This window comes from Pseudovibrio axinellae, from assembly GCF_900110875.1.
GTDB lineage: Bacteria > Pseudomonadota > Alphaproteobacteria > Rhizobiales > Stappiaceae > Pseudovibrio > Pseudovibrio axinellae.
This window is the reverse complement of sequence record NZ_FOFM01000006.1, coordinates 137,768-150,712: the sequence shown is the minus strand read 5'-3', so window position 1 is coordinate 150,712 and position 12,945 is coordinate 137,768. Positions and strand designations below refer to the sequence as shown.

Genomic DNA, 12,945 nt, shown 5'->3' with positions numbered 1-12,945 from the left:
ATAAGCAATAAACTAGCATTTTGCTTAGCTTCATGTTTTAGGCAGTGTTGTAAGGCAGGTTAACTGTTAATCCAATAGGACAAGCAAAGGAGACGAGCTTGAAAGCGCGTCTTGATTCGATCGACTGGCAAATTTTGAAGGAGCTGCAGGGAGACGGCCGCATCACGAATGTGGAGCTGGCACGCCGCGTAGGGATTTCTGCACCTCCATGTTTGCGCAGGGTTCGAGCCCTCGAAGAAGCGGGACTCATTCGTGGGTATCGCACTTTACTTGATGAAAAGCAGCTGGGCTACGAAGTTACCGCCTTTGTGATGGTAGGTTTGCATAACCAGACCGAGAATGATCTCGTAGCTTTTGAAACTCAGGTAAAAGAGTGGCCATTGGTCCGTGAAAGCTACATGGTGTCAGGTGAAGTTGACTTCATTATGCGCTGTACAGCTAGGGACTTGGAAACATTCCAGAATTTTATTATCCGTGATGTTACATCTACCAAGAATGTAGACCATGTACGCACTGCGTTGACTATTCGACGTATCAAGGATGAACCGAATGTGCCAATTGATAAGCCGGAATACTTTTAGGCTTATCAGCTCGCTCCCAACTATTTAAACGGCCTTCGCGTAGGAAGGCCGTTTTTGTTTGTGTTGCAATCTGCGGAAGTGACAGTGTCAAACACCGCGGATATTGGAGAAGAATTGGGAGATTTCTTCGGACATTGCCTCGCTGTGCTGGTTGAGCGCTGTTGCAGCTGATGTTGATGTTGCAACTGCTTGCTTTGAGGATTCTGTCGTTGCCAGAATATTGTTTAGTTGCCTTGAAATCCCACTTGCATTTTGGGAGGCAGACTGAATGCTCTGTGAGATTTCGTTGGTTGCAGCAGACTGCTGGTCAACAGCTTCTGCGATGGCTGTTGCTGTGGCACTTACTTCTTCGATCCGCTGTGAAATTGTAGAGATCTCGTCAACGCAACGACGGGTTTCGCTCTGAATTGCGTTGATTTTGGAGGCGATTTCATCGGTCGCCTGACCTGTCTGGCTGGCAAGGTCTTTCACTTCACTGGCAACAACTGCAAAGCCGCGGCCTGCATCCCCTGCACGCGCTGCCTCGATGGTTGCGTTCAATGCCAGCAAGTTTGTTTGCTCGGCGATGGCGCTGATCAGCTCTGTGACGGCTCCAATCTCGTTGGTTGCATTTTGAAGACCAAGGACTGTTTTATTGGTGCGTTCAGCATCTTCAGAAACGGTGCGCGCAGCTTCTGCTGAGCGGCTGACCTGAAGGCCGATTTCAGAAACGTTAGCAGACATCTCTTCAACAGCAGCAGCGCCAGATTGCACGTCAGAAGAGGTGCTGTCGGCTGCCTCGCTGGCAGCCTCCGCTGCCATTTTGCTCTGCTGTGAGGTCTCTTGGAGTGTGCGTGCTGAGTTTTCTACCTGCGTCCCAACGTCACCTGTAAGTTCCATTCGCTTGCTGATGGTCTGCTCAAAGCGATCAATTGCAGATTCAAGCTGACCTGTGCGAGCTGCACGTTCTTCTTCATAATGGCGCTCGTAGGCCGCCACTGCCTGTCCCATATCGAACAAGACAGCTTTTTGCAGTGCGACCAAGCTGCGGGCCAGCCGCGCTGGAGAAAAGCGCATTTTGCTGGTCAGGATCTTTGTCAGCTCTTCGAGGATGAATGAATAACCGCCGATATACCAATCTGGCTGAAGGTCGGTATATACATGAGCACGACCAATTTTATCGACACGTTCCACATAGTGCTCGTCGAAGCCGCTGGTAAAAAGCATCTCCCAATGGTTCGCTTGTGCCGCTTTCAGGTTTTCAACTTTGCCTGAAACCTTTGCTTTCAGCTTCGGGTCGCTCTGCACATGTGCGTAAAAACTACTTAAGATAGCAGGCAGCTGCTTTTCTACAGTTGACCAGAGATTTGAAAGCGTTGAAACGGTCTGACTGTCGATCTTATAAAAATCGAGCTGGCTTTTGATACCTGCAATAGAATCTGTAGTCATGCAATAAAGCTCCGAAGGATATGTCGTGTGTTCTTTGCAATTAGAATAGTTAAAAGAAAGTAGATGTGGAGGCCAAAGCGTGCTGGGGTATACTAAAGATTGCGATTTGTAGGTGATATGCTACTTTAAGATGTAATTGGAACTGCGGGCCTTTTTACAAAAAGGCGCATGTATTCCTTCGATTTTCTGAGGGTTTTTCAGATGCCGAATTTATGGCGCGCGCTTATTTGGACGCAAACTATTCTTTTGGGGGAGTAGGGTGCGATTTGTGTGGGTGACATAAAAAATGCCGCTCATGGCGGCATTCTTTGTTCTTTAAATCATTGATTGACGAGTGGCTTAAACGAATTCGACTTCGACAATCTCGTAGCCACGTGCGCCACCTGGTGCCGTAACTTCCACACTGTCACCTACGGATTTGCCGATAAGGGCGCGTGCGATCGGGGAGGAGATGGAGATGCGACCAAGTTTTACGTCAGCTTCAACATCACCAACGATCATGTATCGCTTTTCTTCCTCTGTATCTTCGTCAAGGAGAGATACAGTTGCACCGAATTTAACAGTGTCGCCGCTCAACTTTGAAAGGTCGATAATGTCTGCAAGTCCGAGGAGAGCTTCAAGTTCGTTGATCCGGCCCTCGTTTAGGCTCTGCTGTTCCTTCGCTGCGTGATATTCCGCATTCTCTGAAAGATCGCCGTGAGCACGGGCTTCGGAAATGGCTGCGATAATGCGCGGGCGTTCTTCGGTTGTGCGTTGCTTCAGCTCGTTTGTGAGCATCGCATAACCTGCGGCCGTCATAGGTACCTTTTCCATGGCGCGTACACCTTTCTAACGTTGTGGTGGTGTGCCCATCACAATAAAAAAAACTGACCGGGCTGAGTATCCCCAACCCGGACATCTTAAGCTATCTTAGCAGAAGTAAGATTGTAGGGACCTTACCTCTAGCGTTTTTGCTCGGAACGCTTCAATGCCCTGAGCTGCTGCTACGGCTCCTGCAATCGTTGTGTAGTAAGGAACCTTATTCATAAGCGCAGCCTGACGAAGCGGCCGACTATCGGAGAGGGCTTGTGCGCCTTCGGTTGTATTGAAGACGAGTTGCACTCCACCATTCTTGATAGCATCAACGATATTTGGGCGCCCTTCAAGCACCTTATTGACCTTTGCGCAAGGGATACCTTGGTTTTCCAAGTATCTTTGCGTTCCGTCGGTGGAAATTATGGAAAATCCTGATGCCACAAGTTTCTTAGCTGCTTCAAGGATTTTTGGCTTGTCAGCATCCTTGAGGGAGATGAAGACGGTGCCGCTTTGTGGGATGATCGTTCCGCCGCCCAGCTGGGATTTTGCAAAAGCGAAGGAGAAGTCTGTGTCCAGACCCATGACTTCACCGGTAGAACGCATCTCTGGGCCAAGGACCGTATCGACGCCAGGGAAGCGTGCAAACGGGAACACAGCTTCTTTAACGGCAACGTGATCAAGCTTCTTAGGCTGAAGGTTGAAGGTTGCCAGCTTTTCTCCCGCCATCACGCGAGCAGCGATTTTGGCAATCGGCTCACCAATGGTTTTTGCAACGAACGGTACTGTTCTTGACGCGCGAGGGTTCACTTCAAGCACGTAGATTTCGCCCTCTTTGATGGCGAACTGTACGTTCATGAGGCCGACAACATTGAGTTCCAGAGCGAGCTTGCGTCCCTGTTCCTCTAGCTTGGCAAGGGTTTCTTCGTCCAGCGTGTAGGCAGGAAGAGAACAAGCGCTGTCGCCAGAATGGATACCAGCTTCTTCGATGTGCTCCATGATGCCACAGATAAAGACGTCTTCACCATCACACAGGGCGTCAACATCCACTTCGATCGCTCCGTCAAGGTAGCGGTCAAACAGAAGTGGGTTGGTTCCCAGCAGAGTGTTGATCTGTCCTGTCTTATCGTTCGGGTATTTGGCGCGTACGTCGTGCGGTACTAGCTCTGGCAGTGTGCCAAGAAGGTAGTTGTTAAGTGCTTCTTCGTCGCGGATGATCTGCATTGCGCGGCCACCGAGAACGTAGGAAGGGCGCACCACAAGTGGCATGCCGAGTTCATTGGCGATCAGGCGGCCCTGCTCAACGGAATAGGCAATGCCGTTTTCAGGTTGCTTCAGGTCGATCCTGTGGAGTAGGCGCTGGAAGCGGTCGCGATCTTCTGCAAGGTCGATCATGTCTGGAGAGGTGCCGAGGATCGGGATACCTTCTTCAACAAGGGTTTGTGCCAGTTTCAAAGGTGTTTGACCACCGAATTGAACAATAACCCCCTTGAGGGTACCCTTGGAGTTTTCAAGGTGGAGGATTTCCAGCACGTCTTCAGGTGTGAGCGACTCAAAGTAGAGGCGGTCTGAGGTGTCGTAATCGGTGGATACTGTTTCCGGGTTACAGTTGATCATGATGGCCTCGTAGCCAGCATCTTTCAGTGCAAACGCAGCGTGACAGCAGCAGTAATCGAACTCGATACCCTGACCGATCCGGTTTGGACCACCGCCCAAGATGACAACCTTTTGTTTCTCGCTTGGGTTTGCTTCACATGAAGGAAGACCCGGAGTTGGTGTCTCGTAAGTGGAGTACATGTAGGCGGTTGGGGAGGTGAACTCTGCTGCACAGGTATCGATGCGCTTGTAAACCGGTTTTACGTCCAGTTTTGCCCGCAAAGCAGCGACCTTATCGGGCGTTGTCTTTGCAAGAACAGCCAGGCGGCTGTCAGAGAAGCCCATGGCTTTGACCATGCGCATGGCTTGCGCGTTGTCTGGAAGGCCGTGCTCGATGACCTTTTCTTCCATCTCCACGATCTCCTGCATCTGCTCCAGGAACCACGGATCAATCTTACAGATTTCGTTGATCTCTTTTGCAGAGGTGCCAAGGCGCATAGCCTGAGCGACATTCAGCAGGCGATCTGGAGTTGGAACAGCCAGAGCTTTGCGGATAGCAGTATAATCTTCGCCGTGGCCAAGGCCTTCAATTTCGATTGGATCCAAACCTGTCAGGCCAGTTTCCAAACCGCGCAGGGCTTTCTGGAGGCTTTCCTTGAAGGTACGGCCAATTGCCATGACTTCACCAACGGACTTCATTGCTGTTGTCAGAGTTGGCTCGGAGCCCGGGAACTTTTCAAACGCGAAACGTGGGATCTTGGTGACGACGTAATCGATTGTCGGCTCAAAGGAGGCCGGGGTTGCGCCACCGGTGATGTCGTTTTCCAACTCATCAAGGGTGTAGCCGACAGCCAGCTTTGCCGCGATCTTTGCGATTGGGAAACCTGTTGCCTTGGACGCCAGTGCAGAGGAACGGGATACGCGTGGGTTCATCTCGATCACCACGAGACGGCCGTCAGCCGGGTTCACCGCGAACTGAACGTTCGATCCGCCTGTTTCAACGCCAATCTCACGCAAAACTGCGATCGAGGCGTTGCGCATGATCTGGTATTCTTTGTCCGTCAGCGTCAGAGCAGGGGCGACAGTGATGGAGTCTCCGGTATGCACGCCCATCGGGTCGATGTTTTCGATGGAGCAAATGATGATGCAGTTATCCGCCCTATCGCGGACCACTTCCATCTCGTATTCTTTCCAGCCGAGCAAACTCTCATCGACGAGCACTTGGCCGTTTGGAGAGGCATCGATACCGGAGCGTACGATTTGTTCGTATTCTTCACGGTTGTATGCCACGCCGCCGCCGGTGCCACCAAGGGTGAATGCTGGGCGAATGATGGCTGGCAGTCCGATGGTATCGATCTGGCGCATGGCTTCAGCGTAGCCTGCTGCACGGTCGTATCCAGTGATGTTGCCGGCCTCATCGAGGATCGGAGGCGAAGAGGCGATCGCAGCGCGCGGGTTTTCAAGGCCAATGGTGTCCATGGCCGCACGGAACTTTTCGCGGTCTTCTGCTTTGTCGATCACATCAGCGCGGGCGCCAATCATTTCAACATTGTGTTTTTTCAGCACGCCCAGACGATCCAGCTCCAGCGCACAGTTCAGTGCTGTCTGGCCGCCCATAGTTGGCAGCAGGGCATCGGGCTTTTCTTTCGCGATGATCTTCTCAACGGCATCAGCTGTGATTGGCTCGATGTAGGTTGCGTCAGCCAAATCCGGGTCCGTCATAATGGTCGCCGGATTAGAGTTCACCAAGATAATTCGGTAGCCCTCATCTCGCAGTGCCTTACATGCCTGAGTTCCAGAATAGTCGAACTCGCAGGCTTGACCAATCACGATGGGTCCAGCCCCAATGATCATGATAGATTGGATGTCGGTGCGTTTAGGCATGGTGACTCACATATGCTCGCGTTAAAGCACCAGCGCACCCGAATGGTGCTCTGGTGTGCCTTCTATAGGAGTATGTCGGCTGAGCGCGCGTTATAAGAAATATTGGAGTAATGATAAACCCCTATACGCGACGATTTTCGAAATAATCCGTTTTTTTTCTCAAGACTTAAGGTGAGTTTGTTCAGCTAAAGCTCAAGTTTCAGTGGTTTCTCGCCATCAAAATCGGAAATTCCCTTGCTCAGGGCATAGCATGCCAGGCGAACAGATTTGGGAATCTCTACCGGTTTACCGTCTCGATCGCCCTTCTCATAATACTGAATCATTCGTTTTTTTAGGCCGAGGCGCTCTGCGGCCTCTTTTTGTTTGTAGCCCATCGACTTGCGCCAGGCCCGAAACTGAGATGGTTCCATGATATTAACCTAATGATTCCCAGACTGAAAACTCATTGTACAGACGGATGATTGATAGTCTGTATTGGTAGTATTTCATATCACAGAAAACGAGGGCCGCACATACCGGCCACGCATCTTCTGAAGTGCAGCATGTTTACGACTCAGGAAAACTCTGCTGGCTAATTCTGACTGGGCGGATTCGATGCGAGCTGTCAGTAGTTCCTCTTTCACATGCAGCGGCCAGAAACAGGTGGATCTGAACTCGTTTGGTTCCATGAAAGGCAGCGGTGTTACGTGCTTACTGGGGATGATGAGAGGGGACTAGGCGCTGTTCAAACTGCTTGGTCTCGGGCTGCACAAGTTGAAGTGACTTCAATCAATTAGATTTCGGGGATTGAAATTGTGCATTGCGTCTTAATTGACGTTTTTTTCAGGAGTATTTTTTGCAGACACCACCTTTGAGTGTGCGCAATTATCCCTCAACCCCTGTGGACGCTAGGTGAACTAAGAGTTTTGCAGTGCGATAAATACTGATCCTGTTCAAAAAATGTGCAGAGCGTATTTTTGGTCCACAAATTTGAATTTTTATCGTGAAGATTAAAATTGGAGCTGATTTGAAGAAGCTGAGTAGTTGAAAGTCATAGTTTTCACTTTCTCTATCTCTTGGTCATGTTCATATATTATTGATAATATGCAAATGAATTTATTATAGTATAAATGCCGAGATAACGCAGGAATATCTTCGCGAAATTCACGGTGTGTGTAGAATAAATTGGAGTTTTTGAAATGCACGGAGCTGATATTTTTCGGCAATACTTTAGCAGTATAAATACTTATGGTATTAAGTCTGACATTGGATATTGTATACGTTGATTTTGAGAAGTAAAAAATGCGAATGTGGGCTATATTTTATCAATTTCCTTGTGTAGATTACCAAATGTCTGAGATGGTTTATCATGAATTCCATTGAGGACATTGCAAGTGGGGTACTCATTTATCACCGAAAGTTGCTCAGGGTAATGTTCAAATGAACATAAGGGCAGCCTCTTGGATGTAAGTGAGCTACCGAATGCTACCGCATAAACTAGTAGAACAGTGGCGGGGTGCAAAAGTTATTAGGGGAATTCATCGAGGCACCGGGTGGGGAGCCGAAATGATTAGCTTTTGTAACTCTTCTTGAGTTTAACATACAAACCACCGGGCAAATTGAAATGAACAGTATTCCTAGTAAGCTAGATGTCGCTGCAGATATTGCTGGACCAATTCGTGAGGACGATGGGGATGGTCAGCTGCTTGCAATCTCTGAGATGTCAGAGTTGTTTAGCGTTACTCTGCGTACGCTCCGCTTTTATGAGGAGAAGGGGCTTCTTAACCCAGTACGTCGTGGCGCGCGCCGGTTCTATCGAGGCCGCGATGTAAGTCGTATGCGCGTTATTTTGCAGGCTAAGAAGATCGGACTGACGCTCGCAGAAGTTCGCCGTATTATCAAACTGGTTGAAGGCTTCAGCCCTCGCTCCGAACAGCTCAAATTGCTTCAGGAGATTTGTGGTGCACAGGAGCAGCTGCTTCATGAGCAGGAGCAGGCGCTTCAAGAGCAAATCTCAGAAGTTCGCGGTGTCTCTCAGGCACTGAGCAACATGCTGGAAACAGAAGCTGCATAATCGCTTCTTATTAGCAGATGCAGAACCCGGCTCCCTTGGTGCCGGGTTTTTTGCTGTTGCCATCTTTTAACGTGCAATGTGCAACGAAAAAGCAACGTGCAATGGGTAACAAAAAAAGCGGAGCCAGAGGCCCCGCTTTTAAATTTTGCCAAGAACTTTGATCTGCGTACTTTCTTCCCAAAAGCGCGCTTCAAAAACTACCCGCCGATTAAGCTGCAGCAGATGCCTTGTGGTTCTCAATCATCTCAATGAAGCGTGCGAACAGGTAATGGCTGTCCTGCGGACCTGGAGAAGCTTCCGGGTGGTGCTGGACTGAAAAGACAGGTGCATCCTTTACCCGCAGACCACAGTTGGTGCCATCAAACAGAGAAACGTGGGTTTCTTCCACATTGTCTGGCAGTGTGCCTGCAGAAACAGCAAAGCCGTGGTTCATGCTGGTGATCTCAACCTTGTTGGTTGTGTAGTCATGTACCGGATGGTTTGCGCCGTGGTGACCCTGATGCATCTTCTTTGTTGTGCCGCCAAGAGCAAGTGCGAGCATTTGGTGGCCGAGACAAATACCGAAGACTGGCAGGCCGGAGGCGACAAGTGCACGGATTGTCGGAACTGCATATTCGCCAGTCGCTGCTGGATCACCCGGTCCGTTGGACAGGAAAACACCATCTGGCTTGTGACCAAGAATTTCTTCAGCTGAGGTGTTTGCAGGAACGACTGTTACACGGCACCCGGCGTCTGCCAGAAGACGAAGGATGTTTCTCTTTACACCGAAGTCCAATGCCACAACATGGTAGGTTGGCTTGTCTTGCTTGCCAAAGCCGTTTTCCCATGCCCAGGTGGTTTCATTCCAGTTGTATGTCTTTGGTGTTGTAATCTCTTTTGCCAGATCCATGCCTTCCAGAGCCGGAAGGGCTGCAGCTTCTGCTTTAAGAGCTTCTACATCGAACCCACCGTTTGGATCATGCGCTATGACGGCGTTTTGCATGCCTTTTTCGCGGATCAAAGCGGTGAGGGCTCGGGTATCGATACCAGAGAGACCAACAATCTTGCGCGCCTTCAGCCATTCATCGAAGTGATTGCCGGAGCGGTAGTTGGAAGGTGTGGTGATGTCTGTGCGCAAAATCGCACCGCGTACACCGGCAGTCCCGTCCATATCTACAGTTTCGATATCATCTTCGTTGGTGCCGACATTGCCAACATGGGGGAAGGTAAAAGTGATGATCTGTCCTGCATAGGAAGGGTCTGTGAGAATCTCTTCATATCCGGTCATTGCCGTATTGAAGCAGACTTCGCCGGACGCTTTTCCAAGTGCTCCAACGCCTCGTCCTTCAATGACAGTGCCATCTGCTAGTACGAGGAGGGCGGTAGGTTTTGGCGCAGACCACGCGTCTTGAGCTTTCATCACTTGCTTTCTTGATACGGTTGATGACAATATGCGTCCATCTGAAACGCGGCCTAAGGACTTGACTTTGGCGCGTCACAGTCGCATCAAGGCCGAGACCATATGAGAACGGTTCTCTCTGGTCAATATCACTCGTGTAGAAATAATACTGCGAGAATTACAGGAAATTAGCCTAAATCAGAGGAAGAGGCAGATTATCCGGTTTTTGGACAGCCTCTTTTAAAGTTTCCGCGTCAGGGTTCCTAAAGTATGTTGCGAGATAAAATTGCCAATGCGCTCAAAGCCGCGCAAGAAACCAACAGCAAGAGACGTGCAGCGACACTGCGCCTTATTTCTGCGGCCATTATGGACCGCGATATAGCAGCACGTGAGCAAGGCCGTGATGGGTTGAGCGAAAAAGAGCTCATGGACCTTTTGCACACTATGCTTATTCAGCGTGAGCAAGAGGCCACGCATTGTGAGGCTAACGGTAAAATTGAACTTGCAGCGCAAGAGCGAGACGAAGTGGATATGATCCGCGAATTCTTGCCCTCGCAGCTCAGCGAGTATGAAATGAAGCTTGTTTGTCAAACAGTTGTAGAATGCGTTGAAGCTCGTGGCCTGCGCGATATGGGGCGCTGCATGGCTGAGTTGAAAGAGCGTTACCCCGGTCAGATGGACTTTGCAAAAGCCAGCTGCATGGTGAAACAAATGTTGCGCGCTCCACAATAGCAGGTGGATTTTGGAGTGCTTCTTCGACGCCGCGTCTTGTTAGGATGCGGCTTTTCTTTTTTCTGATGCTATACCGAAGCTAATCACTAAAAAATGGCGGTATTGCTGGCAATTGCGGCAGTGCGCAGCTAAATTCACAGCTCGGAAGCTTTCCGCCCAACTTGAAATACGGACTACCATGCGTTTCGACCAGTTATTCCTTGAAGACATCCGCAACCGCGTCTCCCTTTCGGACGTGGTGGGGCGGCGTGTGACGTGGGATCGGCGCAAATCTCAACCCGGAAAAGGCGACTATTGGGCCTGCTGTCCGTTCCATTCAGAGAAGTCGCCAAGCTTTCATGTTGATGAACGCCGGAACCGTTACAAGTGCTTTGGCTGTGGGGAAAGTGGAGATCATTTCAAGTTTCTGATGGAGACTGAGGGCCTAAGTTTTCCAGAGGCTGTTGAAGAATTAGCCAGTTCAGCGGGAATCGCGTTACCTGCACCTGACCCTCAAGCCGCCCGTAAAGCAGCAAAACGTAACTCTTTAACTGATGTTTGCGAGATGGCGGTGCGCTATTTCCAGCATGTATTTCAGTCATCGGCAGGTCGGTCTGCACAAGAATATGTGCAGCGCCGTGGTCTGAGAGCTGAAACCCTCAATGAGTTTCAATTCGGATTTGCACCAGCAGGTCGGGATAATTTGAAAAAAGCTTTGATGGCGAAGGATGTCAGTGAAGCTGAGCTTATTGAAGTGGGCTTGCTCATCAAGCCGGAGGACGGACGTCCCTCTTATGATCGGTTCCGCAATCGGCTCATGATCCCTATCCATGATGACCGGGGACGTGCTGTTGCCTTTGGTGGTCGGACAATGGACCCGGACGGTCAGCCCAAATACCTGAACTCTCCAGAAACACCGGTCTTCCACAAAGGGACTATGCTGTTTAATGCCCACCGCGCTCGTAAACCTGCATTCGATGCAGGACAGGCGATTGTGGTGGAAGGGTATATGGATGCCATTGCGCTGTGGCAGGTTGGAATTAAGGGAACAGTTGCTAGTCTTGGTACTGCGTTCACCGAAGACCAGATCATGCGGCTTTGGAAGTTTTCCGATGAGCCTGTTGTCTGCTTTGATGGCGATGTTGCAGGTATTTCGGCTGCGCATCGCGCTGTAGATCGTATCCTGCCTGTTCTGACCAGTGGTAAGTCTTTCCAGTTTGCGTTTTTGCCAGATGGGCAGGACCCCGATGATGTGATTAATGCTGGCGGTGTTACCGCTATGTATGGAGAGATTGAAAAAGCACTGCCGCTTTCTGAAGTGGTTTGGCAACGTGAAAGCAGCCAGGCTCGCATCGATACACCGGAACGGAAAGCCGCCCTTGAAAAAGCTGTTGAAGATTTGGTCGGCACCATCAAGGATGAGCGTGTTCAAAAACGCTACCGGATGGATTTGCGCCTTAAGCTCTCCAACCTGTTTTACGAGGAAAGTCGTCGCAATCGCGGTCCAGCAAAAGGTGGCAGCAGTGGCGGTGGTTGGCGTAACAAAAAACCGGGGGAAGAGGTTGACCGGGCTTCGTTTGCCCGTGTTGAAGCTCCCGATACGCCTGCTTATGGCGTGGAACGTAGTTTCTGTACGATGTGCTTGATGTATCCAGAGATGTTTGATCGCCACTTTGAGCGGATCTCGCAGCTGACATATTCCAATGAACTGCACTCCATGTTCATGTCCGCACTCGTTCGCATCACAACAGATCTGGCCGAGGGCGCTGTTACGCAAATTTACAACAAGCTGGATGAGCGGTTCTACCAAATCCTGCAGGAAGCTATTGTGAGTTCGGTGGAGCAAAGCGAAGACAGTAAGGCAAGCACGTTGCGCCGCTGGGATGCGTTGACCAACCGCTTGCAGATTTTGAAAGACGATCCGCCAGAAGACTTCGTGGAGATGTTGTTCCTGAATTATGCCGATATGCTGGAACTGAGAATGCTTGAGCTTGAACTTGAGCATGAAACCAGGGCTATGGAAGAAAATCTGACCGAAGAAACCTGGAGCCGTTTTCAGGCTCTAAAGCAAGACTTAGCGCGCCGTCAGGAAGAGTGTTTGCGCGATGAGCAAGAGCTGGCGGAGCGTGCAATAAAAATGCGAGCCAGTAAATCCTCCAGGCATGCGTAGCACAAAGGCGCAAAATTTTACGCCCTAACTGATTTATCGCGTGAATGGGGTCGGACTCTCCCAGACCTTGTTGGCGGCATTTTGAGGATGGTTTGTCTGAGAAGAATGCTTGTTTTTCAAAGTTATCCAGAAAAATGGGCAATGAACTGTCCAAAATCCCCTAGAATCAGATTGACCGGGCCGAATCGCTCTTGCGAATCACGAAAGGCGGGCTACATACACTAAGTCAGACAGCCGATGCGAGCGCCCGTAGACCTTAGATGTCTTTAAAGCGGCGAAATCATAATCGGACAATCAGCGCTGTCGATGCCTGGAATGTGCCGGATACGGCCTAAAACGGTAGGGATGCCGA

The 12,945-nt window shown here is 50.2% G+C and carries 9 protein-coding genes; 4 read left to right on the top strand and 5 right to left on the bottom strand.

The window, feature by feature from the left end; genetic code table 11:
• The first annotated feature begins 98 nt into the window (after positions 1 to 98).
• Positions 99 to 581: an Lrp/AsnC family transcriptional regulator gene (locus BMZ51_RS14360; RefSeq protein ID WP_068002618.1), complete on the top strand. Its 483-nt coding sequence runs from the start codon at positions 99 to 101 to the stop codon at positions 579 to 581.
• Positions 582 to 668: 87 nt separating this feature from the next.
• Here BMZ51_RS14360 and BMZ51_RS14355 read toward each other — a convergent pair whose 3' ends face one another.
• The 4 genes from BMZ51_RS14355 to BMZ51_RS14340 all read right to left on the bottom strand — a co-directional run bounded on the left by BMZ51_RS14355 (position 669) and on the right by BMZ51_RS14340 (position 6,691).
• Positions 669 to 2,009 (bottom strand): globin-coupled sensor protein, encoded by a 1,341-nt coding sequence (locus BMZ51_RS14355; protein WP_068002615.1) that lies wholly within the window; start codon positions 2,007 to 2,009, stop codon positions 669 to 671.
• Positions 2,010 to 2,348: 339 nt separating this feature from the next.
• A complete protein-coding gene (gene greA, locus BMZ51_RS14350) occupies positions 2,349 to 2,822 on the bottom strand; it encodes a transcription elongation factor GreA (protein WP_068002612.1) in 474 nt (157 codons plus the stop codon).
• Between the two features lie 96 nt (positions 2,823 to 2,918).
• Positions 2,919 to 6,281, bottom strand: coding sequence for a carbamoyl-phosphate synthase large subunit (gene carB / locus BMZ51_RS14345; RefSeq protein WP_068002607.1), 3,363 nt, complete (start codon positions 6,279 to 6,281; stop codon positions 2,919 to 2,921).
• A gap of 185 nt (positions 6,282 to 6,466) precedes the next feature.
• Entirely contained in the window at positions 6,467 to 6,691 is a 225-nt protein-coding gene (locus tag BMZ51_RS14340; RefSeq protein WP_068002604.1) for a helix-turn-helix domain-containing protein, read from the bottom strand.
• 1,193 nt (positions 6,692 to 7,884) lie between these two features.
• On the opposite strand from BMZ51_RS14340, the gene BMZ51_RS14335 reads away from it, so the two are divergent.
• The gene (locus tag BMZ51_RS14335) at positions 7,885 to 8,334 is read left to right on the top strand and encodes a MerR family transcriptional regulator (RefSeq protein WP_208979486.1); all 450 of its coding nucleotides are present in this window, start codon (positions 7,885 to 7,887) and stop codon (positions 8,332 to 8,334) included.
• Between the two features lie 208 nt (positions 8,335 to 8,542).
• Here BMZ51_RS14335 and carA read toward each other — a convergent pair whose 3' ends face one another.
• On the bottom strand, positions 8,543 to 9,733 hold the full coding sequence (carA, locus tag BMZ51_RS14330) for a glutamine-hydrolyzing carbamoyl-phosphate synthase small subunit (protein WP_068002598.1): 1,191 nt from the start codon (positions 9,731 to 9,733) through the stop codon (positions 8,543 to 8,545).
• Positions 9,734 to 9,982: 249 nt separating this feature from the next.
• On the opposite strand from carA, the gene BMZ51_RS14325 reads away from it, so the two are divergent.
• Positions 9,983 to 10,444: a GatB/YqeY domain-containing protein gene (locus BMZ51_RS14325; protein ID WP_068002596.1), complete on the top strand. Its 462-nt coding sequence runs from the start codon at positions 9,983 to 9,985 to the stop codon at positions 10,442 to 10,444.
• A 178-nt stretch (positions 10,445 to 10,622) separates the two neighbouring features.
• A complete protein-coding gene (gene dnaG / locus BMZ51_RS14320) occupies positions 10,623 to 12,593 on the top strand; it encodes a DNA primase (protein WP_068002593.1) in 1,971 nt (656 codons plus the stop codon).
• The last annotated feature ends 352 nt before the right edge of the window (positions 12,594 to 12,945 follow it).